A 25,365-nucleotide genomic window follows, 5' to 3' on the forward strand; every position below is an offset into this window, starting at 1 on the left:
GTGACTATTATCACAAATTAATAATACATAAGTATATATATTTAATAATATAATACTATTAACCGGGATTGTATAGCTAAAAATATTGGCAGGATTCCAATTAATAATAAAAATCCCGTTTTTTGTATAAATTGGCAATTTAAGCCACAAAAATGTAATAAAAACAGTTGTAACTTTATGCTGGTATTGTGACTGCAATCACAAATCTGTAATAAAATTTCATTCATTAGTGATTACAGTGTTTATTTATCCAGAAGAGGATGATAAGAAATGAAATTAGAAATGGTTATTAAATTTCTTATTTTATTTGTAGTTATAATGCTATTTATCTTCCCTACATCTGCAGAGGGTTCTTCAACATCTTCACAAACTGTAAGTGTAACTATACCAGAGACTACTGCAGTCTCAGCAAATTATGGAAATAGTTCAACAATATTTATTGGCCCCATATCTCAGGGTACTAATGAGATCACCATTAACAATGTATATTTTGCAAACCCCTCAAATGTAGACACAGAAATCTGGATTAAAGCAAGTGGTGACCTTACAGGTACAAGTACAGCAAGTACGATAAGCTTGTCTAATCTGAAATATATTATTCCAGGTTTGGGCGCAGCTGGAGAATTAACGGATCAATACACCAAAGCATGTGTGCTTAAAAAACCAAAACAGGGAAGTAGTAATTCAGGAATGGGCGTGGATTTACAGTTAAAGATTCCTTATGGAACAACTCCGGATACATACACAACAACAATCTATTTCACATCCCTAAAATTTAACTCTGATGCACCAGTATGAGATCAAACATCAGATAAAATTAGAAAGTATAGATGTATTATCGTCTTTACTTTCTAATACCTCCTTCAATCTAATACAAGACTTAAATGTACGTATTACTATTTTTATATATAAAATAGATTGATTAAATTAGAAAATTTTGTTTATAGGTATCTGTTTGGTTATTTATAGAATTTAAGGGAATATTTGAATATTTTATCCGTAATTTAGTCAATAATAATTACTCTTAATACATAAAATTATAATAATCATAAAATTCAACTATATTATAAAGAAAGGGGAGGGTATAGTTGGAAATTAGAGTTAAAGTTGGAGATGAGAAAGCATCAACAATTCGAAATTTGCTGAATAATGGCTTAAGGGGTAAATACGTTTTACAATCTGTAACTGAGGATAAAGGAAAAGGTGAATTTATTTTTCAGTATAAAAAGATGAAATAATTATATTTTGTATATAAATCTAATTTTTATAATTCTATTTAATTAATCAGGCTGAATATTTTCTAAAATTTTATGTATATGTTTTAAAACAGATTTACCTGGGAAACGATGAAATAGACGCCAAGTAGGATAAGGAATACTCCGCAAATTACCATTACTGCCTTATATGTTTCATCGCTCATGAATTTTGATCCTCTGCTTGATGCGAACGAGACTACGCTGAACCATGAAAGATCAGCTAACCAGTGGCCAATTGAAAATGCTAAAATTCCAATAATCCCTGCCAGTGCGAGTCCTTTAAACATGAATGCCAGGCCAATGGTTCCCCACCATATAAAAAAATAAGGGTTGGAAATACTTGTTATAACTCCCTTAATAAAAGATCCGTATTTTGGGGTTCTGTTTTCATTAGTTTTGATATTTGACAAAGTGGTATTTGATCTGGATGTACTGTATCCCATAAATATGAGGACTGTACCTCCAAATATTCCAATGATAAAAGCCGCAGTTTGGGAACCTAAAATCTGACCTAAACCTGCCAAAATGGCGATCATCATCAGTATTTCTGTCATTATGTGGCCTAGGATAATCATGGGGCCTGTTTTAAACCCTTTTTTAACAGAGTCAGAAACTGTTACAGTGAACATGGGTCCTGGGACTAATGCGCCAGATAATCCAACTCCAAATGAAGTTAATGCAAATAACGCAATTTCAATCAAGTAAATCACTAAAATGGGTGGTTCTTTGTTTGAAAATTTGTAATTTTCAACCGCAAAAATCATTATGAAAATCCATTTGTAACTTAAATACTATTAACTAATATTGAATTTACATTCACATAAAAACTCCAGTATAATAAAAGATCAACACCAAAAAATAGATAAAACATGGATTTACCATGTTAATATTCATTTAAAACTTTCATTATCTCGGATAAATGATAATTAATGACTTTCATTTGGTCTTCATTTAATGGTCGGGTCCGTGTCAAATACCTAAAACGTTCGAAAACATGTCCCATTTTATTAATTAATTCGTTTATATAAATTTTCTCTTCGAACATTTCATCACCAGTCTGTACTTTGTTTTTAATGCGGATAAATTTAACTATGTATGAATCGAAGAGGCTGTCTCATGATTTTTTTATACTTCAAATTATTATTTTTTCCAGATTTTGAATTAGTGGACAGCCTATTTAAAAAAATGAAAATGTTATTCTAAGAAATTCATCTTTTGACCGATGCCTTTTTGAAGAGCCTTCTCATACACGTTCCATGCAGTGACTATGTCCTGAACTGCAAGTCCTGTTGAATCAAATACTGTAATCTCTTCATCTGAGGTTCTACCTGGAATGGAACCTATTATTACATCTCCAATTTTACTGTGGATGTCATTTTGTCGTATAATACCTTCTTGAACTGGAATGTTAATTTCACCACTGTGGCTGGCCTGATCCCAGCAGTCAATTATAATTTTAGATTTTTGGAGTATATGGCTGTCTAGTTCCTGCTTACCTGGAGCATCAGCCCCCATTGCATTAATATGAGTCCCGGGGCCTACCCATTTTGATTTAACGACAGGTTCTCGTGCAGGTGTGGTGGTCAACAGTACGTCAGCACCTTGTACAGCTTCTTTTATAGTATCAACTGCTTTAACAGGAATCCCATATTTTTCAGAGGCTTTTTGAGCAAATGATTCCCTTGTTTGGCAGGTTCTGCAGGAAACCCTTACTTCCTTAATGTCTATTACTTCCATTATAGCTTCAAGTCCCGTTTCTGCCTGAACTCCAGCCCCTACAAGTCCTAAAATTTCAGAATTATCTCTTGCGAGGTATTTTGTGGCAACTCCTGCTGCAGCACCTGTTCTCATATCTGTGATCCAAGTTCCATCCATTACAGAAACTGGAAAACCTGTTTTAGGGTCTACAAGCTCGATCATTGCCATGACCGTTGGCAGGTTGTGTTTTCGGGGGTTGTCTGGATGCACATTTACATTTTTAACTCCAGATTCATTTAGGCCACGAATAAAACATGGCATTATTCGGAGGTCACCCCTAAATTTTTTATAAAATATATATTCTTTGGGAGGCATCTGGACTTTACGCTCCGCATGAAACTTATATGCAGTTTCAACATTTTTAATAGTCTCTTTCATGGTTGTAAGTTCTTTAACCTGGCTTTGATTTAGAAGTATTGTCTCTGGCATAAGTACACCTCATATAATTATGTAATCTTTTGTTGTTATAACTTCTTAAATTTAGCGATTTGTGTAGAAAATATCATGTTTTGTGAACTAAATATGGTCCATAATTTTGAATTTAATAAATAAAAAATCAAATATGCGTGGTAACACAGTGTTCCTCATGTTTAGTCGGTTTTATTGGTATTAACATGGAGCATATTAAGCCTATAATTAGCATTAAGGTTACTACATTAAATGCATCTTTCATAGCATTTGTTTTTTGATGATCTTCAGTTACTCCTGTCCCTTTTATAATAGGCATATTCACAGCGCTTACTTTCTCAAACAATCTCTGATTATTATTTCCATAGGAACTGCCTGCAGGTAAATCGTACATGGATCCGCCTCCTAAAGTACCGAAACTTCCAAGTATTAATATTACTCCCAGAACAGCGGTTCCAAGTGAAGAACCAAGGTTAATGCCGGTATTCAGGATTCCTGACGCATCAGACTGTTGGTCCCTCCTGGCAGCTGCAAAGATTATATTTGCTGAATGGGGGAAAACAATTCCCATTCCTATTCCGAGGAATAGTACGCCCGGAATCATGTCCATAACCGTTGTGGAAGGACTGAAAATAAGGCTCAAATATATGCTTCCGGCTAAAGATGCTAAAAATCCAATAGAAAGTATATAACGCGGTTGCATTCTTGTTGAAACCTTTCCTGCTGTAAATGACATTGTAAAAATGCCTATACTCATAGGTATCAGGGTTAAACCGGTTACTAATGGATTGGTTCCTATAACTCCCTGTAAAAACACTGGAATAACGAAAGTCACCCCTCCAATTGTGAAATTCATTATTAATCTTGTTATGTTTCCTAAGGTGAAAGAATGATCTTTAAATAGGGTAATGTCAAGCAAAGGCATTTTATTCCATTCAATCCTTCTTTTCTGGGTGAAATAAAATATAATCAAGAGAAATATTCCAATTATAATGGATAAAATCGCAGTGTTCCAACTTGAGGGGTTGTTAAGTAGCAGCACACCAACAACCAGCAGAAATATGCCCAGTGAAGAATTTATTGCCCCTAAAACATCTATTTCACGCCATTTTATAACGGGTGGGAATACATCGATCTCTTTTGAAAACAGGAGTATCGCAATGATTATAACCAGTTCAAGTGCAAAAGCGTAACGCCAGGAATAGTAAGTTGTTAAAAATCCACCTATAATTGGCCCGATAGTCCCTGCTCCCGAAGCCATGGAACTTATTATTCCCAGTGCGAAGGCTCTTTTTTCTCCCCCGTAAGTTCCGGAGATTATGGAAGTAGTGGCAGGCATCATAAGTGCAGCCCCTACTCCTTCAAGTATGGACCATCCGAGCAGAAGCATGATGCTGTTTATACTTAAAGCTGCGACTATTGTACCTGCTCCATAGATAGATGCACCCATAAGGAATGTTTTTTTCCTCCCAAAAACATCCTGCAGTTTTCCTCCAAAGAGCATTAATGAAGCCATAACCAGGGAGTAAATCGCGATTATGGCTTGAATAGTTTGAATAGTAGTACTCAAATCTCTTATTAAGGTATAAATCGCTACATTTAAAAATGTTTTATCTATAACTATGGTAAAGACAGATAGGGTAACAATTATAAGGGTTAACCATCCATTTTTTGATTTTTCCGCCACTATAAATGTCCTCCACGGATTTAAGTAATGATTGAAGTTAAAATATTAAACAAATCAAATAGCGCAACTTCATGTCCTTACTATTTTTGTTTTTCATTTGATTAATTTTTATACATTAAAAAAGGGAATATATGTCTAAATAGTTTTAAAAAAATATATTCCTATTTTTAGATTATTTAAATGGATATGGTGGTTAAAAATAGTTTAATATCAAAAAATAATAGCTTAAATAAAGTATTTATAAATTTAAATATTATTAAAGCGTAAACTATTTTTTAAATAAACTTAAATTTGTTTTAAAATAAATCAATATTTAACTGAATTTTAAGTCAATGATATAGATTTCCATGTTTAAAGGGTATTTAAATGAATTCCAATCTAAATAAACGTTTTTGGGAAGTTGACTCCCTGCGTGGGCTTGCCATAGTAATGATGGTAGTGTTCCATTTCATATTTGACCTGAACTATTTTGGAATTTACAGTTTCAACATGTACTCTGGATTTTTATGGTGGTTTGCGCGTGTAACTGCATCTATATTCATCTTCTTGGTGGGAGTATCTTTAAGTCTTAGTTACGCAAGGACAACCATTTCAAGCAACCGTCCAACTGAAAAAGAGCTTTTTTTGAAGTATTTAAAGAGGGGGCTTAAAATATTTTCCTACGGGCTTTTAATTACTGCTGCTACCTATATTTTTATTGGAGACGGTTTCATCGTGTTTGGAATTCTCCATTTTATAGGAATAGCTATAATCCTGGAATATGTGTTTATAAAACGTAAATATTTTAACCTGTTTTTGGGTCTGGCATTTATCGTGGCAGGAATTATATTAATGCGCTTTAGGTTTGATTTTTATAGCCTTTTATGGCTTGGATTTACTCCAAATAATTTTTACACTGTAGACTATTTCCCACTGCTGCCGTGGTTGGGAGCAGTTTCCTTTGGGATATTTCTTGGAAACACACTCTATGAAAAATATGTGAGGCAGTTTGAACTGCCTGATCTGTCCAATAATCTGGTTGTGAAGGTGTCAAGCTTTTTAGGGAAGCATTCGCTGCTTATTTATTTAATTCACCAGCCGATAATAATTATACTGCTGCTTCTTTTTGGCTTTATAGATCTCAGTTATTTTTTTCCTACTCTTTAACGTGCATAAATGGTTCTAAGTTCATTTACTCACTATGTTTAGGTCTTTTAATAATAGGTAGACTCCATAAGTGGATAATCAGGTTTTTGCTGTTGCAGGTCTGGTGACTGGAACTGATAATTTGTTATAGCTTCTCAGGGTTACTGTGCCTATATATTTTTTTGAAGGAATCCGTGGCAATGTTTTTGAATATATTTTACGGCTTCCAAAGAAGATATTGTCTGGTTTTCCTCTATACCTTTTAATTAATTTTCCGCCGTCGTAGGATGCCCATACTTTAACTTCAGTTGAATTGGAGACATTGACTCTGTAGGTGATTACATTACGCCTGTTAACTCCATATCTGTCAGTACCTGCAAGATATATTGCTGATGCTACGGAGACAGATTTTTTAGGGATAATGCCCTGTCTGTAATAAGTAGGGCTGTTAGGAACAACTACATATTCTCCATCTTTCATTTTAAAGAGTTTGGTTTTGGAGCGTCCATAATTGTAGGTGACCAGGCCGACATTACCGGAAGGGTCCTTAATAAGGAAATGTCCGAGTCCTTCTTTCTTTAGCAGTGCATAAGCACTGTTTATATCGGCTTTTTTAATATGTCCTCTTACTGAAGCCCGTCCCGCAATACTTTCCAGCTTTTTGGTTATCCAGACAATATCTGGACCCCCAGTTGAAACTATCCAACCATTCCTGGTGATAATAGTGTGAAAAAAATACCCATTGGTTGTTTTATATTCTTTAACTGCTTCTTTTCCATACCACTTTGTTTTTATGATATGGAGATTTGCGGCGTAGGTGGAATCTCTTCTATATGAGAATAAGTCTACCCCTTTTTTAACATGAACCAAAACAGAACAACACCCGCTGCTTGTTTTTATAGTTTGAGAAGCTTTTTTAATCCCTGTGGAATTAACACTGGTAAAATTAGTTTCATTTGTTAAATGGTTATTGTAGGTTGTGTGATTATCCAAATTAAATGAGTCATTATTGTCTGCTGCTGCAGCAGTTCCAATTAAAAATAAAAAGGATGCAAATAGAACAGTTACAAGAATTATTTCTTGCAATTTCAAAATTTTATTTACCCCCACGTAATTTTCAGTAATTGCAGTATGTATTATATTAAAACTTTTTAATAAAATAATCTGTTTTGATAGAGGCGGTTTAGAGCTCTTGTTACATTAAATATAATATTTTATTCATTATATTGGTATTATATATTCTTTTAGAAATGTATGGGGCATAAAATATATATAAATAAGTTTAATAGTTAAATAATGAGATTTTAAGCTTTATATATAGTAAATAATGGATATCTAACCTGCTTATCATATTGTGAACGTGAGTCAGATTATCTGGAAATAACGAATTCTTCTAATGTAGGGATTTTATGGAAACTTCATGCATTTAATATGGTTTTAAGATTAAATTCGAAAGGCATTAGTTTTAATTCAATGATTTAAATTTTTATATTCGCAACTGATATTTATTATAACCTAGATAACTAACATATTATATTGATTGCAGTGAATAACATAACTTTCTGAACTATGAATTTTAGATAATTTGTAGGAAATACCCTATTAAATTCATTCTTATGCTCTTTAATTCAATTAAAATGATATTTCAATGTAATGAGAAACTATTTAGTATAACTATAAATAAATTATTTTAATAGATAAAGCACAAGCACGATTTATTGATATTCAAATGATCATTTTATTATTAAACAGTAAGGTGTGGCCATGAGTCTTTTAAATAAAGAACGTTCAATTAAAAATCATGAAATAACAGCTTTAGAGAATGTAGAAAGCTTTTTAAAAACAATAAATAAGAAAAACGACAGTATAAATGCTTTTTTAGAAATAAAAGAAGATGAAGCGATCCAGGCAGCAGAGAAAATCGATTCTAAAATTGAAAAAGGCGCTGAAGTAGGAAAGCTTGCAGGGCTCGCTGTTGGGATAAAAAGCAACATCAACATTGAAGATTTTAAGATCACAGCAGCTTCAAAAACCCTTGAAAACTACATTGGAAGCTACAATGCCACTGTTGTAAACCGAATAAAAGAACAGGACGGCATAATTCTTGGTGTGACCAACATGGACGAGTTTGCAGCTGGAAGTTCCACTGAAACATCCTACTTTGGATACACAGAAAACCCTGCCGCACCTGGAAGAATTCCAGGAGGTTCAAGCGGGGGAAGTGCAGCTGCAGTTGCAGCAGAAATGTGTGATCTCTCATTAGGATCTGATACTGGTGGATCCATAAGAAACCCTGCATCTCACTGTGGAGTTATGGGATTTAAACCAACTTATGGTGTAGTATCGAGACAAGGATTACTTGATCTTGCAATGAGTCTTGACCAGATCGGGCCTTTTGCTCAGGACGCTGGTGGAATCGCTTTAATGCTTGATACAATTGCAGGATACGACCCAATTGAATGCACAAGCCTGAAAGATACTCCTGATTTTGAAGGTATAACTGAAAAGTCACAGGATGCTCTCAAAGGAATGAAGGTAGGTGTAGTAAAAGAGTTCTTTGATGTTTCTGATGATAAGATAGTCAATATAATTGAAGAGCAGATCGATAAAATGACAGAAGCAGGGGCCGAAGTAGTGGAATTAAGCTTCGACTATATTGATTTATGTCTACCTACCTACTACCTCATAAACTATGTTGAATTTTTCTCTGCAACAAGAAAATACGACGGCCGAAAATATGGTTACAGAATTGAAGATGTATGTGGAGATGAAGTTTTAAGGAGAATTCACATAGGTTCATATATCAGCCAGAAAGAATACAGCGGAAAATACTACAAAAAAGCACTGCAGGCAAGATCATTAATTAGAAGAGAAATAACTAAGCTTTTAGGCGGTGTGGATGTAATAATAGGCCCAACAGTTCCAAAACTCCCTCACAAACTTGGTGAATCACTGGATACAATGGAAATGTATGCTTACGATGTCCTGACAGTTATAGCAAACCTTGCAGGAATTCCAGCAGCAAGTATGAAGGCTGGAGAAGTTGATGGAATACCAGTTGGACTCCAGATTCAGGGAAAACCATTAGATGATGCTAAAATTATTCAGTTAATGGCGGGACTTGAACAGATTTAACCAAATTTTTTATTTTTCAGCGTGGAAACAATGAAAAAAATAGGTCTCCTGTATGTAAAAGGTGCGCTGCCCCTTTTTGAGAATTTCGGTGAACTACCAACACATATTGTGAAAGAAAATGGCCGGGTCAACGGTCAAAAAGCCAGTGATGTACTTGACGGGCTTATAATACCTGGTGGGAGCATAGTTGAATCACAAAGTGTTGGAGAAGATCTCAAAAAGGAAGTCATGAAAATGAATCATGATGGAAAATTTATTTTTGGGATGTGCTCTGGATTCCAGCTGCTTGCAAATAAAACGGATATAGGCAGACGTTCTCCGTGCCCTATTGAAAGGGAAGGCCTTGGAATTCTGGACGTGTCGTTTCGCCCTATGATCGGAACAGATAGAGTTGAAGCTGAAATTCTTGATGATTCATTTTTGACTAAGGGTATGGATGGAGAGACTGTTACAGGTTTTCACTGCCATACTTACGGGTTAATTGAAGGAAATGCTGCCCCTCTTTTTTTAAGCACAGTTAAAAGAACAGATTATCAAAATAATCCTCGTAAAATATTATCTGGAGCTAGAAATGATGAAGGGAATGTCACTGGTACGATGGTTCATGGGTGCCTCGATGAGAATCCTGCACTTGTAGATAATATCCTTGAATTTATAGGTGCAACTGAAAAAGATATTTTGGAGATTAAAGAGAAGAATACGGAGCTTTCAAAGAAAATTAGAAGCGAAATAGGTATAGATACGAATATCTCTGCCAACTCATTGAATTCTCCAGTAAATCCCTCTAACCTGGAGCTTCCGAAGGTTCTGATGATGGTAGGCACTGGTTCAGATTCTGGAAAAACATTCTTGACAACAGGAATCGTGGGGACTTTGCGAAAAAGAGGTTATCGGGTTTTCGTGTTAAAAGTAGGGCCGGATATAAGGGATTTAGTGCCTTCACTTTACTTGAATAAAGAAAATATGGAAAAATTCTCATCTATTCAAATAGGCGGACTTGGATGGATGGACTTAGAAAATGTCCTTAAGGACCTAAAAAATCAAAATTATGACCTTGTTTTGATTGAAGGAGTTATGAGTGCATTTACAGGACTATTAAACGAAAAAACTCCATTTTCGTCGGCTGAAATTGCAAAGGCTGCAAATATTCCAGTTATTATGGTCTCATCATGCAGTAAAGGCGGAATTGAAACTGCAGCGGTGGATATAGTTGGTCATGTAGGCATAATGGACAAACTTGGAGTTCAGACAAGTGGTGTTATCTTAAATAGGGTTTACGATAAGTCTATTTCAAAGGTTTCATCAGCTTACATAACCAAAATGACAGGTAAAAATGTTATAGCTGAAGTTCCCAAGGTAAAAATGACCGAAAGGGGCAATACTCCTGAAGTAGAAATTAAACTGGAAGAGTTCTGTTTAAATGCTATGAAAACAGTTGAAGAACATTTAAATATGGATCAAATCCTTAAAATGGCTGAAATTCCTGAATTCAGCGGTTATTTGTCCTATAAAGAAATAGTTTCTAAATTTTAAAAAATATAAAAAAATAGGTTTCAGATTAATCTGTTGAATTTTCATCTATATTTTGTATTTTTTCCATTAACTCCTTATTCTGGTTAATCAGTGATTCTATCTCTGAACTGTTGCTGTTTATCTCACTTTTAGTCGAATTGATTTTCTGATTCGTTGTTTCATATACTGCTTCTAAGTTGTTTATTTCTTTTTTTAGATTGTTGTTCTTTTTAATCAGCGATTCTATCTGAGTACTGTTGTTATTTATTTGATTTACTGAGTTAATATACTGTGTTTTAATTTCATTTTTCATTGAATTTTTTATTTCTGTTCGGGGGTCTCTGTTTCGTGGTGTGTGTTCTTTATTCAGGTCATCGTATATTTTTTCTATATCCTTTTGAAGGTCCTCGTTTTGAGTAAATATTGAATGTATTTTTTTTAAGCCAGTTACAATGGTGCTGTTGTTTTGGCTTGATGTTTGTGGATGTTTTGTTTGTAGCTTTTCATGATTTATACTGGTTGAATTAGCAGCAAATACCGGTAAAGTACCAACCAGTATAAGTAAACATATTAACGCAATTTTTTTTACAATATTCTTGCCTTTATCACCTCCTTGTTTTGATCTAACTTCATTTTAATCTAAGGCGCTTTAAAAATAAATATTTATTTCCGATTTACACCCAAATTTTTACCAAATAAACCCCTAAATAGAACCAAATCAAAAAATAGCCCATGATTAATAATGTAAATTTAAAATAAATTGGATAATATAATTTAAAGGGTGATAGGGGCTTAAAATAAGTGTAATACTCTGCCATTTTTCAATGGGATTTCAAAAATTAAGGGATATTTACATTAATGTGGTATTTTTATCTGATTTTAGTAAAATAGAATTCAATATTTTAAAAATGAAAAATCGTTAAAGGCGTATGCCTTTAAAAATTAACTAACTTATTCCTGGGTTTCTTTAAATTCGTGGTATGCTTTTATGACTTCATCACCGCTTAAAAAGATGAGCCCTTTCTCTTCAGCATATTTTGCGACTTTGTCAGTGGTCATGGAGCCACCGGTTTCGTCGTCCATCATTTCACAGCAGACAGCTACAGGTGTAGTCCCTGCCATTTCTGCAAGAGCTATACTCATTTCAGTATGGCCCTGCCTTTTAAGTACGTGTCCTTCAGTAGCTCTAAGTAAGGTAACGTGTCCTGGAGCTCTGAAATTCTTTCCAAAGTCGTCGAACTCTTCATTTTTACATAGAAGGGCTAATTCTTTTATGGTACATGCCCTGTCGCTGTCTGTTATGCCTGTGAATGTTTTCCTGTGGTTTACTGTTATTGAAAATGCTGATTTTTCATCGTATGGTATGTCATTTGGTGATAATTCGCCAAGTACAGGATATTTTTCAGTTGCTGCATCCATTATGTCTGTCATAAAGGGGATTCCAAGTTTATCTGAAACTTCTGCTGAAAGAGGGACACAAACAAGACCTCCTGCATCGTTCCTGATGGTTGTCATGTGTTGGGTGGTCATGTGTTCAGCGGCAATGATCATATCGGTTTCCCTTTCCCTGTTATCATTGTCAAATATTAAGACGATTTTTCCGTCTTTAAATGCTTTAATTGCGTCTTCTATCATTTGGTGGTAACTCCTTTTTTTTAATTATTTTATAAATTTAATAAGTCGATATAGAATACATCATATATCTTATACTTAATAGTTTGGGTAAACAAAAACATAAATTAAAAATTTAGTATTTAAGGGTAATTTTAACAGAATCTCCATTTTTAATTCCAGTTGTTTCTTTGATGTTTTTAGAAGTTATAAATTCGAGAATATTTTCTTTATGGGTGGTTTTTTTGGGAAAAACAATTGCCCCTTCTATTTCATCGTTTAAGGTGGCGTGTATAAGTAGAACATCTCCAAAATTTTCTTTACCTTCAATGATTTTCAGCTTATCTTCATCGATATTGTGGATTATGTTGATTTCCCATTCACTTATTTTTACATTTAAGGTGCCGGGAAATGGGCTGAAATTGAGCTGTTTTTCAAATTGAGTTTTATATACTGGTAGGGACATAAAATAAGCCCCTTTTCCTTGTCCGGAAGTTACAATTCCTTTAATATCCATTGTATCACGTTACTTTGATATTAATTCTCCAATCTGGCTTAATAATATTTATAGTATTTGCTGATATTTTTAGAGCAGTGCTGTAAATATTCATGGTTTACTTTTTAACCATTATAATCAAAATTCAAAAACTAATCATTTAATTTTACCTTTCATGGTATTTGTAGCTAAAATATGGGCCTGTCTTACTGGTTCTGGCATTTTAAATATGGATGTTTTTAGTACAATGTCAACTGCAGTTTTTAGGGATAGTTTATGCCCAACACTAATGCATTTTTGCTTATCACATGCTCCCACGGGTTTATCCATAAATTCTACGGTTTTCAATGAATTACCATCTGTATATTTGTAGTTTCCTTTAATTAATTTTTTGGCGACCCCAACTGTTGGTGTATCCATAAGAAGCCCGACATGGGATGCAAGGCCAAAACCTCTAGGATGCATTATGCCATGCCCATTCACCATTAAAACATCAAAATGGCTATTTAATTTTCTTAAAACAGAAATTACAGCATCTGCTTCTCTAAACCCTAAAAATCCGGAAATATAAGGAAATAAAAGTTCAACTTCAAGTGTTTTTGCATCTATGATCTTAAGATTATCTAGATCAATTACAACTGCTGCTGCAACTGCAAAGTTATCTTTTTGGAAGGATACATCTGCTCCTGCAACTGTTTGGAGATTTCCAAAGCTGTCCTGTTCTATTATCTTTTTTGATAGACTGTATTGAATTTCTGCAAGCTTTTGGTTGAAATTATAGGAACACATAATGGTTAAAAAATAAAAAATAAAGGAGCTATTCTTTAAGTGTACATGTTATGGTACAGAATACTGGCCCTCTTACATCTATGGCTTTATTTTTACTTGTTATGTAGTTTAAAGCCACCTCTTCTAGTCTTAAATTAATGTCAGAAATGGATCTTGATATGGGTACCCTTAATGTGACTTCTCCAGCTCCGCTTACGACCATTTCTTCAATTTTGTAGGCAGCATCAGCACATATGCCGCCCATGTAAGTTATTTCAGTTGATATCCCATTTTCAAGTGCATTTAACGCATTTTCATCAGTGACATCTTTTGCAGGGACTCCAATTATGTCTCCCTGATTGATATACACTGTATTCCATGCTGCAGGCCCTAAAAGCTTTGTACCTTTTTCAGGTTCCACCACTTTAACTTCTATATCTTTGCCTAAGAATTCACCTTCAAATGCAGTAAATTCGCATGGTGAAGGTGTATCGCCGTGTTCTTTAAAGGCAGCAACCAGGTCATTCATTAAGCTTTGTCCTTCATTTGTTGCAGGATAATAGTTTATTCTGAGCATTGTTGCAAGGTCACGGTCTGAAAGCTTCCACGTTCCATAGGTTTGTGGGTAAACCATTTCCCTGACATCCGTCTGGTTATAAAGAAGCATTGCAATCCTTTCAACACCCACTCCTAAATTCATGACGTCCTTATCTATTCCGTATTTTGCAAGTGCAATTGGTGAGTACATTCCAAATGTGGCGACTTCCACCCATTCTTTGAGTTTAGGGTGATAACCATAAACTTCTGTCTGGGTACCTGCTATGTAATATTTTGATTTTTTCTCATCAGGCGTGAATTTGAACTTTTCAAACCCAAAGTATTCCAGTAAACTTTCAGACACCGCTTTTCCCATGTCTAAAGATATTTCATCATCCACAATAACACATGAAGCTGAGTGATATGTTGTAAGGTGACTTGCATCTTCCCTTTGTTCCCTTCTGAAACACCTGTCAATTGAGAAGAGTTTTATAGGTAATTGTCTTTTATTATGGATATTTTGGAGTGTTATGAACCATCCTGATGTCATATGTGACCTTAAAGTTGTTTTATGAGCTATAGGTGTTAATTCACGGATTTCTGGAAAGATTTTTTCCAGAATACGGAGCCCCATATTATTTTTAACATTTAGGGCCTGTGAAACTTCTAAAACCAGGTCGTCTCCACTTACATCTCCCTTTTTATACCCTCTAAACACTTCTTTCAGGCCGTCTATCTTTGCATCGTCAAGATCTACTCCCATTTTTTTGATCTTTTCAATTTTATCCATTCCAATTCCAATATCGGGTCTTGGAAGCCCGGCAGTATAGAAACACCTGTCTAAAACAGCGGGAGCCTCAGGGCCGAACTGTTTGTAGATATGTTCTTCTTCAATGAAAACAGGATTTACAGCTTCATTGAACCCTAAATTAAGATATGCTCGCCTTAACTGTGCAACAGTATCATAGAGCATGTGACTTTGTCCTGTTTTTAAGTGTATTCGAGGATATTCCTCATCATGATGGGGTTTATGCAATGTTTTTGAGGTCATTGTCCACGCTTTTTCGAAATCTTTCTTTGCAAGCTTTACTAGTTTCTTTTTATCCAGAGAAATGCCTCCTGATTAAAATAATTAAAAAGTATTATCAAATTGAATCATTGATTAAATATTTAAATAGAAATTTCGTGCTGATCCCTTTTATATTTAGTTATGTATATTGAGCATAATCAAAGTTAAATAGCGTTATATGGACTTAAATGCCTCAAAATAACTTAAATAGGGCGATTTTTAACAATAATTTAAATTTAATTCATTATATTTTTAAAAAAGAGTCTCTTAGAGCTTTTTTATATTATTTTTAATAATATTTAAATTAAATGGGCAATATAGTAAAATCATGGAAAGAGAAGTATACGAATGCGACGTTCTAATTATAGGCTCTGGAGGAGCAGGCTGTAGGGCAGGAATAGAAGCTTCTAAATATGATTTAAACACTATAATAGTATCAAAAGGGTTAACATTTAAGTCGGGTTGTACAACACTGGCAGAAGGCGGATACAACGCTGCTTTTGGAGCAGTTGATTGTGAGGACACTGTTGAAGCTCATTTTGAAGACACCCTTAAAGGCGGGGGCTATCTAAACGATTCTAACCTGGTAAGAATTCTGGTAGAAGAAGCACCGCAGAGGTTAATTGAGCTTGAAAGCTATGGTGCTCTTTTTGACAGGCAGGAATCAGGACAGATTAACCAGCGCCCATTCGGAGGTCAAAGTTACAGGCGTACGTGCTTCCAGGGAGATAGAACTGGCCATGAAATGATGCTGGGTTTAAAAGAAGAAGTAACAAAGCGAGGTATCAAAACCATGGATGAGATAATGATCACGTCTCTTATCATGGATGAAACCGGCCGGAACGTCATAGGGGCATGTGGATTATCACTTAAAGACTCTAAACTTATGGTATTTAAAGCTAAATCTGTAATTCTTGGAAGTGGAGGGGCAGGCTGGTTATACCCTGTTACTTCAAACACATTACAGAAAACTGGGGACGGCTACTTCATTGCATACAATGCAGGCGCAGATTTACTGGATATGGAGCAGGTGCAGTTCCACCCAACAGGAATGATACATCCTGAATCCAGAAAAGGAGTCCTTGTAACTGAAGCTGTGAGGGGAGAAGGTGGAATTCTCTTAAACTCTGAAGGCGAAAGGTTCATGGAAAAATACGACCCTCGAAAGGAACTTGCAACCCGTGATGTAGTGGCAAGGGCTATATACAATGAGATAAGGGAAGGAAGAGGAACCGCAAAAGGTGGAGTTTACCTTGATGTGACACATCTTCCAGCAGAAGTTATTGAAGAGAAGCTTGAGACAATGCTTGCACAGTTCCTGGATGTTGGTGTGGATATAAGAAAAGAGCCAATGGAAGTGGCACCAACAGCGCACCATTTCATGGGCGGTGTAAGAATAACTGAAAACGGCGAAACCACAGTAGGTAATTTATTTGCAGCAGGTGAAGCCGCTGGAGGTATACACGGTGCAAACAGGCTTGGTGGAAATGCACTGGCTGATACTCAAGTATTTGGAAAAAGGGCAGGTGAAGCCGCTGCTAAAAATGCTTTAGATAGTGAGTTACTGTCAAATGATGCTTTTGTTGACGCGGAAGATGCAAGGATTTCAGGCCTTATTAAGGAGGGTACAGTATATCCCTTTGAGATTAAGAAAGAGCTTGAAGAAGTCATGTGGAAAGACGTGGCTATAATAAGGAATCAAGAAGGTTTAATGGCCGCGTTAAAGAGGATAAAAGAGCTTAAAGAAATGCTTCCGGACATGAAAGTACCTGGAGGCATGGGCTTTAATAAAGACCTTCAAGATGCCCTTGAAGCATTTATAATGCTTGATGTGGCAGAAATTGTTACAAAGGCTGCATTTTTACGCCGTGAAAGCAGGGGATCTCACTACAGGGAAGACTATCCTGAAACGAGCGATGACTGGAAAAAGAGTATTGTTTTCAATAAGAGCGGACGACTGAAGTTTATTGAAAGGTAAACAGTTAAATAATTAATTTAACTATTTTTTTTGGATACTGAAGGTATTTTGGTGAATTTATCAGTATGTAACTTGAATATCAAAAAAAGGAAATCTGTTCATGAAATACATAGCTTTACTTCGCGGAATCAACATAGGCCGCAGTAAAAGAATAAAAATGGCTGATTTAGTAAAAACCTTGGAATCGCTCGGTTTTAAAAATGTAAAAACATATCTTCAAAGCGGTAATGTTATTTTTGAGCATGATTCTGGTGATATCACGGAAATTGTCCTAAGCATTGAAAGAAAAATAAGTCAGACATTCTCTTTTTCTGTAGATGTAATTATTCGGACAAAGGATGAACTGGAAAACATTGTTAAAGGCAATCCATTTATTAAAGAGCCTGATATTGAGCTTGATAAACTGCATGTGACATTTTTATCTGATATTCCGGATCAGAAAGCGGCTTTAGATTTAGATGTAAATACGGCTGAAAATGAAAAATTTGAAATTATTGGCAGGGAAGTGTACCTATACTGCCCTAATGGGTATGCAAGGACAAAATTAAAGAATGATATGTTTGAGAAGAAGTTAAATACTACAGCGACAACGAGAAATTGGAAAACAGCAAATAAGCTGATTGAATTATCCAGTTAAAATCTAAAGTTAATCAGTTACTATAAAGACTGAACAGTTTGTTGAAATATTTTTAATAAAGATTTATCAATATTATGGTGACTGCAAGTGAAGTTAAGGTCCCCGCAATCAACTTCTTGTTAATAGTCTTTATTTTAAAGGTTTTTCCATAATATGCTGCATCTTCTAGGGAAGGGAAATATGTAATGGTGCCGCCGCATCTGCAGTGGGTGAAATCATCAGGAATTTCATCATCTTCGAGGCTGTAGTAGCCGTTGCACTTTGAACAGATCAAAAAACCTTTATATTCTTTTTTATTGACCATAGGGCTGATATCAGTTTTAATAATCTTAAAAATAGTTTTATATGCATTTATAACATCTATAGTTGTTATATATGTCCTATTTTTGTTAACAGTGCTGCACACAGCAAGAAATTTAGCTATTCTTTTAAGTTCACGTTTAAATGTGATTTCAATACTTCCAATCTCATTAAAGCTTTTTGAAATCAGTAGATCGTGCAGTTTATCAAAAAATCGTTCAGTATGTTTGTCTGTCCATTTGACTTCTTTGATATCATGGAAAAAACTATCGTCAAAGTTATTTGGGGAGTTTACCCTGTCAAAGTTTTCCAGTCCTAAAATGATTTTTTCAAGAATATTGCTGGAGAAAATGGCTTTAACATCTTCTTCCTGCAGCTGTCTTCCTAAGTTCATGGAGTAAACCCTTTCCAGGAACCGGTAAAACTGATGAAGTGAAAAATAATCAACAGAACCTGAAAAAATATTGCTCTTTTCAGGGGTTAAATTATTTGACATAGCTCGCTGTAGTAATGAACTGGTGGATAGTAACCCGTTATATGCACTGGTTAAAACACTGATGGGATCTTCCCAGTTTTTATAAATATCAAAAAATTCTTCATAGATACCTTTATTTTTCAGATATCCTAGGTCCAGAATGACATTTCTCACACTTTCAAAGTCAAAACCGGTACCTAAATCTTCTAGTTCTCCTCTTATTGATCTAACATAACCTTTATTATACACTAGAGCCATATTTTTCACCGAAATAATATTTTTGGCAATTATGTGGCTTTTAACAAGAAAATTCAAAAAAATAATGACAGTCTAATCAATATTTATAATCTTTATTGAATATGTGACGTGAAGTTAAAGGTGTAGGGCCTGCTCTAAAGTCATTAATAACCATAAAAATTTGTTATTAAAAGCCACTGTTAGTCTAATATATTGTTAGTACAAAATTTGGCCAGATCATTATATAAATAAGTATTATTTGAATAAAGGTGAAAAAGAATATTTTTATATATCAGAAATTAGAGCGCAAATAAATTTTTTATATAAATTAAAATTGGCTGGCGTAAATTAAATTTAAAATATATGTTGGGCATTATTCAGAATTCCGCGCTTTAAATTGATTATTTTTACAATTTAAACCTTTAAAAATTATTTTTAATCTGCGGCGCTTTTTTTGGACCGTTGGCACATGAAAGTCCAGATTCTTCTGCAGTAAATAGCGAAAACTCCCACCACCATAATAAATATGAATATTGTACTTCCTCCAATTGAAGGAATTTGGTTAAATTTAACTCCGGACAGTATAATCGAAGATATGAAAACGGCCATAAAGAAAAGCGCTCCAGAGATATTACCTGTTAAAAATCCATATTTAAATCCGTCTGTGTAGTTTTTAGCCATTATAATAGTCACAATCCCTATGAGCAGTGCTATTAAAATGACATTATTAAATATGAGGCCAAACATCAGTGAAGTTATGGCTCCTGCAATTAATCCCTTCTCATCCATCACCATTTCTTTAAAAGAGCCTACATAATGTTTCACGTTCTCCAAAGACATGCTGTATACAAGATTACCACCACAGCTGCACTGAATGAAATCGTCGGGAATTTCATCTTCTTGAAGGTAGTAGTAGCCGTTGCATACAGGACAGATTAATAATCCTTTATATTCTTTTGTATTAACTAAATGGCGAATGTCCATTTTTATAATCTTAAAAAGAAGTTTATAAGAGGATATAACTTCTATTGTAGTTATATATCTTCTTCCTTTACCCACTGTACAACATACTGTAAGAAATTTGGCTATTCTTTTAAGTTCGCGTTTAAATGCAATTTCTCTGTCTTCCATTTGATTAAAGCTTTTTGAAATCAATAAATCGTGTAATTTATCGAAAAACTTCTCGGTATGTTTATCTGTCCATATAACTTCTTTAATATCCTGGAAGAAACTATCATTCAACGTTGATGGAGAAACATGCTCAAAATTTTCCTGTCCTAAAATAATCTTTTCTATAATATTACTGGAAAAAATAGCTTTAACGTCTTCTTCCTGCAGCCCTCTCCCTAAATTCATGGAGTAAACCCATTCCATGAACCTGTAAAGATGATAAAATGAATAATAGTCCACGTAACTTGAAAAAATATTGCTTTTTTCGGGAGTCAACCCATTAGATACTGCCTGAGTTAATAATGGGCTAATGGACTGCAATTCATTCTGCATACCTGCCGAAACATTAACAGGATCTTCCCAGTTTTTAAAAACGTTAAAGAAATTGCCATAAATTCCGTTATCTACAAGATACTGCATATCTGATATAAGGTTTCGCACGCTTTCAAAATCAAAACCGATCCCTAAATTCTCCAGTTCTCCTTTTATAGATTTATTAGTTCTTAAAGCCATATTTCCACGTCAAGTTAGTTTTAATGTATGCGAATCATTTACATGTGAAATTAAGAGTATAGGGGTTATAATGGTGTAATATTAAATTTATAGATGTAAAATTGATTTTAACCGCATGTTAAGCATAATTGAATATTATATCTTGTTAAAATCATTAATAATTTGTTTTAGATATTGTATCATTAATATTATGCATGTGCTATTATATAAAGCAGTATTATTTGAATAAAAGTGCATAATAATATTAGTTAAGTATATTTTATTAAATAAAAGTGAGATTAGATGTTGATTTAAAAAAGAATATTAAAATAAGCATGCCCTGACCGGGACTTGAACCCGGGTAATAGGATCCGCAATCCTACGTGATATCCGCTACACTATCAGGGCAACTTTTAATGATTTAAAAATTATCTAATAAAAAACGCTCTTTTTACATCTTTAATTTTTTTAATATTTAAATTTTTAATTAATTTTGGAGAGATTAACTAATCTACTGGTCCACTGTATTATAACTCAATAAATTTATATTATACATTTATCTCAGTTATACTGGTGAATGATTATGTGTGAATTCTGTGTTCAACATGGTGCGGGCAAAAAATGGTATCTAACCGCTAAGAATTATGCTGATGAGCTGGCAGATTCAGAAGAAAGAAAAAAGTTCATCCATGATTTTTTTAAATCCTACGAACGAAATTACAGAAAAAATGTTCGCATGACTGATATAGCAAGGAAAGTACCGTTTGTGAAGGAATATGCAGAAAAAAAGATTAATAATTATTTTAGCCAGAAGCATGCAGGACAGGTTGTTTCTTTAGAAGATGCAATTTCTATATGCAGTATCCCTGGGAGAGTCAGTGTTGTAGATTGTCCCTGCCAGAAATACCTTTCAGGTAAAGAAGAAAAGAAATGCATACTTTTTGGGACTACTGCAGACATTGTGGAAAGTTTACCTGAATTTTCTAATATTTATGATATGGGCTTTGAAGATGCAGTTGAATTACTGAAAGCGACCGAAAAAGAAGCCAAAATTCACACTGTATGGACTTTTATGTCCCCTTATATTGGGGCTATATGTAACTGCAACCAGAGAGGATGTTTGTTATTTCATCTGAAAAATAAGTATCAATTTGCTGAAATCGTGCACAGAGGTCATGAAACAGCTGTAATAGATAAAGAGATGTGTACTGGTTGTGGAAACTGTCAGATTATTTGTCAGTTTGATGCTGTGGCAATTGTAGATGGAAAAGCGGAAATTAACTCTAACTGTCAGGGATGCGGGGTTTGCAGAAGTTTTTGCCGTGTAGAAGTAATTAATCTAGTTTCAAGGTATCCTTAAACTTAGATATGGGATATAGGTCATACATAATCTGAATTGCATCCATGTAACGGTAAAACTGGTAACTGCTCCAACAATAACCTGGGCCGGTGTGTGCTGGTTAAGATAGACACGGCTCCACATGACCATAATGAGGGGGAATCCAAACAAAAGTCCGGGATATCCAAATATGCAAGTTATGGCTGCTGCGGGTCCTGCAATTCCCATAGAATGTACGCTGATTTTCCAGAAAAAGGTTACAAATATGGTAAGTATTATATTTGTGAGGTAGCACAGCATCAGTATTGCAGCTACAGCAGGGGCTCCTGCAATGAAAAGCATGATTATTCCAATAATATAAGATAATGCCCCGAAAAGTAGGGGAAATGTACGTTCATCCTTGTCACTTACGTCTAAATCTAAATTTTTACTTTTTATCCACATTAAAGCTGCGATCAATGGTAAAAAAGTCCCAAAAAGCAGGCAGATAAATGTTGATATTAAAAAATTATTTCCACCGGCTGCAAAATAATTTATAATAACGAAAACTGGTATGGTTACTATTACAGGTTGTACAATGTTTGAAACTACCTGAGCGAACCCATGTTTGAATTTAAAATTAGAAGCAATTGATTTCATCATTTACCTTTCATAATTGATGTTAATTATTTTAAATATTATATATATTAAATTTACGGTCTTTAATTAGCAGTATTAAGTATTAATAGTGTATTTTTAAGATTTTTATATATTTATAGGTATGTAACATATGTTGTATATGCTTTTAACTGCTAATTAAATGAAATTTCATTTAATTTTATTTATATTGTATTATATAATTTATATAATTATATTATTATTTTATGGTGAAATTTATGTGTGAATTCTGCATGCAGCATGGGGCTGGTAAAAAATGGTATCTGGCTGCTCAAAACTATGCTGATAAACTGGCGCAATCACAAGAAAGAAAATTATTTATAAAAAGTGTTTTTAAAGACTATAGAAAAATGTATGGGAGACAGGTGCGTATAGCGGATGTTGCACTCAAAATACCGCTTGTTAAAAAATATGCATTGATGAAGTTCAATGCATTTTTTACGAGTGACCATTCAGGCCATGTAGTTTCCCTTGAAGATGCAGTTTCCATATGTGGTATTCCGGGGAGGGTTAGCCTTGTTGACTGTCCCTGCAGCAAATATCTTTTTGGTAAGGATGTGAAAAAATGCATACTTTTTGGATTTACAGCAGAAATTGTGGATAATATTCCTGAATTTTCACCGGTACAGGATATAGGAGCTGAAGATGCTGCAGAGTTCCTTAAGGGCCTCGATGAACAGGGTACGATTCATACAATATGGACGTTTAAGACGCCGTATATAGGTGTTATCTGCAACTGTAATAGTAGAGACTGCGTTTTAATGCATTTAAATCAGCGTTACAAAGATTTAAATGTCATAAGAGCGGGTCATGAAGTTGCGGTGGTAAATAATGAAATCTGTAATGGGTGCGGGAATTGTCAAAGGGCATGCCAGTTTAAAGCAGTTACAATAAATGAAAAAAAAGCAAATATTAACAATAGTTGCTATGGATGCGGCGTATGCAGGAATTTTTGCCCTGTAGAGGCAATTCAGCTGGTGCCAAGAATTGAATTAGAATTAATCAAATGATTGTAGTAAATAACATGCAAATTTTTTTATAAATCCATTAATCTCCGACATTTGGTTATTCACTATGATGTTTCAGGTTTCTTTTCTGGAGTAAGCAGTTCCTCATACTTAAATACCTTTTGAGGACAGCCTAGTTCACACCTTAAGCATGCCATACCTGAGCAGAGGTCTGTTCTTATTGTAACTACTCCATTTTCGATGGTCAGTGCATCTTCAGGGCAGTTTTGGGCACATGTCATGCAGCTGGTGCACCCTTCAAATTCTGCCTTTAGTAAACCGCCTATTTTAGTTATTTTCAGGCCTTCTTCACCCAGTTCAGGTATGTCCCTTTCAAAAATTCTATGTATCACAGGGTTGGAAACCTTTGGCGGGATTTTTTGAAAACCGTATTTGGTCAACCAATCATTGTACATCCAGAAAGGCATTCCTTGCTCACACATTGCCAGTTCTAGAGAGTATATTTTTTCGAAAGTTGGGGATGTGGCAAGTGTTATGTGTTTGCTGCGCATTCCATCTGCTATTTTCTGCAGCTTTTCAAGGAGTCCAGGATCTAGGACTAGATCTTTTGCCATTGCTAATGAGGTATTTCCCATCTGATAGATTTCACGGGAGGAAGGAGGAATTTGTCCAACGTTCAGGGATTTATGTGGGTCTACGTAAAATCCTGAAGCTCCTGCCATGTATGTTTCATCAATTTCATCAAGGAATACTCCTGATTCTTCTGCTAAGGTTAAATGGGCAGCTCTAAATGCCCCTAAAGCTTTACCAATGTTTTCAATATCCCTTTCTGTAAGGTATATGTCCTCATGCAGGTTGATTTTACCATCACTGCTCTTTATTTTAGGCAGTTTTATAATACCTGTGCTCAGTCCAAGACTGTAAGCAGCGATTACTCCTGTTCCAGTTATGCCTATTGGTTTCACGCCACTTTCCTCACTTAAAATAACAGTTCCACCTGAAGGATCAACTGTATTTCCATCCTGGGCTATAAGATCATCATCTAGAATACGGGTTTTCCACCCATAATCAGTGAGTTCCAGATCGCATATAGTTCCTGGAGAAGCTAATCTTCCTTTTTCTATCATCTGCCCTTCTACTGCCGGGCCTGCAGCGGCAGAACAAGAATAAACTTCACCATCTATAACTAAGGCTATTTCAGCATTTGTTCCAAAGTCTGATACCAGATAAATCCCTTTTTTTTCTAAAACTTGAGACTTAAAAAGCATTGCAAGGGCATCTGCCCCAATTTCATGTTTTATGGCCGGAGGAATATATATTTCAGCTTCTTGATTGATCTTAAGACCTATTTCAGCCCCATTTACAGTAATGGCGTCTCTTGAAGGGGGAGTTACATGTAATCTTTCAAGTGCATGGGGGCCCCAGTAAGCTAAATCTCTAATTTCTATATTATGGAACAAAGAGAGTTGTATAGGGTTACCGCATACTGCTAACCTCTCTACATTCTCAAGATCTATATTTAAGCTGTTTAGCACTTTGTTTACTGTATCAATGAGGATCTCATGGGCAGTATCCCTGCCGACCTTAATGGCAAAGTGAAGATGGTCTACAACATTGGCTCCAGGTAGGGGATGCCTGAGGGTAATTGCAGTAGAAATTACTTTTCCATCTTCAATATTTAGAGCTTGTGCTCTAATACCGCTGGTTCCAATATCCAATGCTATTCCATATCTGGTTTTCATTTGATAGT

Annotated in this window: 23 protein-coding genes and 1 tRNA gene; 9 read left to right on the forward strand and 15 right to left on the reverse strand. The window is 34.8% G+C overall.

Features of this window, described 5'->3' with window-relative positions:
- Positions 1-270 precede the first annotated feature (270 nt).
- On the forward strand, positions 271-798 hold the full coding sequence (locus AAGU07_RS09570; RefSeq protein WP_342458875.1) for a hypothetical protein: 528 nt from the start codon (positions 271-273) through the stop codon (positions 796-798).
- Positions 799-1,088: 290 nt separating this feature from the next.
- Positions 1,089-1,238, forward strand: a complete 150-nt coding sequence (locus AAGU07_RS09575) for a hypothetical protein (RefSeq protein WP_342458876.1) — start codon at positions 1,089-1,091, stop codon at positions 1,236-1,238.
- 83 nt (positions 1,239-1,321) lie between these two features.
- Here the strand turns inward: AAGU07_RS09575 and AAGU07_RS09580 are convergent, their stop codons facing one another.
- The 4 genes from AAGU07_RS09580 to AAGU07_RS09595 all read right to left on the reverse strand — a co-directional run bounded on the left by AAGU07_RS09580 (position 1,322) and on the right by AAGU07_RS09595 (position 5,109).
- Positions 1,322-1,957 carry a LysE family translocator gene (locus tag AAGU07_RS09580; protein WP_342458877.1) on the reverse strand — a complete coding sequence of 212 codons (636 nt, stop codon included), beginning with the start codon at positions 1,955-1,957 and terminating at the stop codon, positions 1,322-1,324.
- Between the two features lie 182 nt (positions 1,958-2,139).
- On the reverse strand, positions 2,140-2,301 hold the full coding sequence (locus tag AAGU07_RS09585) for a hypothetical protein (RefSeq protein ID WP_342458878.1): 162 nt from the start codon (positions 2,299-2,301) through the stop codon (positions 2,140-2,142).
- Positions 2,302-2,450: 149 nt separating this feature from the next.
- Entirely contained in the window at positions 2,451-3,443 is a 993-nt protein-coding gene (gene ala, locus AAGU07_RS09590) for an alanine dehydrogenase (RefSeq protein ID WP_342458879.1), read from the reverse strand.
- Between the two features lie 127 nt (positions 3,444-3,570).
- On the reverse strand, positions 3,571-5,109 hold the full coding sequence (locus AAGU07_RS09595; RefSeq protein ID WP_342458880.1) for an MFS transporter: 1,539 nt from the start codon (positions 5,107-5,109) through the stop codon (positions 3,571-3,573).
- 366 nt (positions 5,110-5,475) lie between these two features.
- Between AAGU07_RS09595 and AAGU07_RS09600 the strand changes: the two genes are divergently transcribed.
- A complete protein-coding gene (locus tag AAGU07_RS09600) occupies positions 5,476-6,255 on the forward strand; it encodes a heparan-alpha-glucosaminide N-acetyltransferase (protein WP_342458881.1) in 780 nt (259 codons plus the stop codon).
- Positions 6,256-6,333: 78 nt separating this feature from the next.
- Here the strand turns inward: AAGU07_RS09600 and AAGU07_RS09605 are convergent, their stop codons facing one another.
- Entirely contained in the window at positions 6,334-7,326 is a 993-nt protein-coding gene (locus AAGU07_RS09605) for a hypothetical protein (protein ID WP_342458882.1), read from the reverse strand.
- 672 nt (positions 7,327-7,998) lie between these two features.
- Here AAGU07_RS09605 and gatA point away from each other — a divergent pair.
- Together gatA and AAGU07_RS09615 are read left to right on the forward strand one after the other, a co-directional pair.
- The gene (gene gatA, locus AAGU07_RS09610; RefSeq protein ID WP_342458883.1) at positions 7,999-9,369 is read left to right on the forward strand and encodes an Asp-tRNA(Asn)/Glu-tRNA(Gln) amidotransferase subunit GatA; all 1,371 of its coding nucleotides are present in this window, start codon (positions 7,999-8,001) and stop codon (positions 9,367-9,369) included.
- A 30-nt stretch (positions 9,370-9,399) separates the two neighbouring features.
- Positions 9,400-10,902, forward strand: a complete 1,503-nt coding sequence (locus AAGU07_RS09615) for an AAA family ATPase (RefSeq protein WP_342458884.1) — start codon at positions 9,400-9,402, stop codon at positions 10,900-10,902.
- 25 nt (positions 10,903-10,927) lie between these two features.
- Here AAGU07_RS09615 and AAGU07_RS09620 read toward each other — a convergent pair whose 3' ends face one another.
- The 5 genes from AAGU07_RS09620 to sepS all read right to left on the reverse strand — a co-directional run bounded on the left by AAGU07_RS09620 (position 10,928) and on the right by sepS (position 15,401).
- A complete protein-coding gene (locus tag AAGU07_RS09620) occupies positions 10,928-11,194 on the reverse strand; it encodes a hypothetical protein (RefSeq protein WP_342458885.1) in 267 nt (88 codons plus the stop codon).
- Positions 11,195-11,832: 638 nt separating this feature from the next.
- The gene (gene ribB, locus AAGU07_RS09625) at positions 11,833-12,516 is read right to left on the reverse strand and encodes a 3,4-dihydroxy-2-butanone-4-phosphate synthase (protein ID WP_342458886.1); all 684 of its coding nucleotides are present in this window, start codon (positions 12,514-12,516) and stop codon (positions 11,833-11,835) included.
- 112 nt (positions 12,517-12,628) lie between these two features.
- The gene (locus AAGU07_RS09630) at positions 12,629-13,009 is read right to left on the reverse strand and encodes a DUF120 domain-containing protein (RefSeq protein ID WP_342458887.1); all 381 of its coding nucleotides are present in this window, start codon (positions 13,007-13,009) and stop codon (positions 12,629-12,631) included.
- Between the two features lie 135 nt (positions 13,010-13,144).
- Positions 13,145-13,777, reverse strand: coding sequence for an endonuclease V (locus AAGU07_RS09635; RefSeq protein ID WP_342458888.1), 633 nt, complete (start codon positions 13,775-13,777; stop codon positions 13,145-13,147).
- 28 nt (positions 13,778-13,805) lie between these two features.
- Positions 13,806-15,401, reverse strand: a complete 1,596-nt coding sequence (sepS, locus tag AAGU07_RS09640) for an O-phosphoserine--tRNA ligase (RefSeq protein WP_342459368.1) — start codon at positions 15,399-15,401, stop codon at positions 13,806-13,808.
- A 289-nt stretch (positions 15,402-15,690) separates the two neighbouring features.
- Here sepS and tfrA point away from each other — a divergent pair, with 289 nt between their 5' ends.
- Both tfrA and AAGU07_RS09650 read left to right on the forward strand, forming a co-directional pair.
- The gene (gene tfrA, locus AAGU07_RS09645; protein WP_342458889.1) at positions 15,691-17,340 is read left to right on the forward strand and encodes a fumarate reductase (CoM/CoB) subunit TfrA; all 1,650 of its coding nucleotides are present in this window, start codon (positions 15,691-15,693) and stop codon (positions 17,338-17,340) included.
- Positions 17,341-17,440: 100 nt separating this feature from the next.
- On the forward strand, positions 17,441-17,977 hold the full coding sequence (locus tag AAGU07_RS09650; protein WP_342458890.1) for a DUF1697 domain-containing protein: 537 nt from the start codon (positions 17,441-17,443) through the stop codon (positions 17,975-17,977).
- Positions 17,978-18,029: 52 nt separating this feature from the next.
- Here the strand turns inward: AAGU07_RS09650 and AAGU07_RS09655 are convergent, their stop codons facing one another.
- From AAGU07_RS09655 to AAGU07_RS09665, 3 genes are all read right to left on the reverse strand, one after another.
- Positions 18,030-19,010, reverse strand: coding sequence for a hypothetical protein (locus AAGU07_RS09655; protein WP_342458891.1), 981 nt, complete (start codon positions 19,008-19,010; stop codon positions 18,030-18,032).
- 414 nt (positions 19,011-19,424) lie between these two features.
- Positions 19,425-20,672, reverse strand: a complete 1,248-nt coding sequence (locus AAGU07_RS09660) for a hypothetical protein (RefSeq protein ID WP_342458892.1) — start codon at positions 20,670-20,672, stop codon at positions 19,425-19,427.
- A 315-nt stretch (positions 20,673-20,987) separates the two neighbouring features.
- Positions 20,988-21,059 (reverse strand) — tRNA-Arg (locus tag AAGU07_RS09665).
- 175 nt (positions 21,060-21,234) lie between these two features.
- Here AAGU07_RS09665 and AAGU07_RS09670 point away from each other — a divergent pair.
- The gene (locus tag AAGU07_RS09670; protein WP_342458893.1) at positions 21,235-22,011 is read left to right on the forward strand and encodes a 4Fe-4S binding protein; all 777 of its coding nucleotides are present in this window, start codon (positions 21,235-21,237) and stop codon (positions 22,009-22,011) included.
- On the opposite strand, the gene AAGU07_RS09675 is transcribed toward AAGU07_RS09670, so the two are convergent.
- Positions 21,997-22,629, reverse strand: coding sequence for a PAP2 family protein (locus AAGU07_RS09675; RefSeq protein ID WP_342458894.1), 633 nt, complete (start codon positions 22,627-22,629; stop codon positions 21,997-21,999). The genes AAGU07_RS09670 and AAGU07_RS09675 overlap by 15 nt on opposite strands.
- A 236-nt stretch (positions 22,630-22,865) precedes the next feature.
- Between AAGU07_RS09675 and AAGU07_RS09680 the strand changes: the two genes are divergently transcribed.
- Positions 22,866-23,657 (forward strand): 4Fe-4S binding protein, encoded by a 792-nt coding sequence (locus AAGU07_RS09680; RefSeq protein ID WP_342458895.1) that lies wholly within the window; start codon positions 22,866-22,868, stop codon positions 23,655-23,657.
- Between the two features lie 62 nt (positions 23,658-23,719).
- On the opposite strand, the gene AAGU07_RS09685 is transcribed toward AAGU07_RS09680, so the two are convergent.
- Positions 23,720-25,357 (reverse strand): methylamine methyltransferase corrinoid protein reductive activase, encoded by a 1,638-nt coding sequence (locus AAGU07_RS09685; RefSeq protein WP_342458896.1) that lies wholly within the window; start codon positions 25,355-25,357, stop codon positions 23,720-23,722.
- Between the last annotated feature and the right edge of the window lie 8 nt (positions 25,358-25,365).

The organism is Methanobacterium sp., from assembly GCF_038562635.1.
Taxonomy (GTDB): Archaea; Methanobacteriota; Methanobacteria; order Methanobacteriales; family Methanobacteriaceae; genus Methanobacterium_D.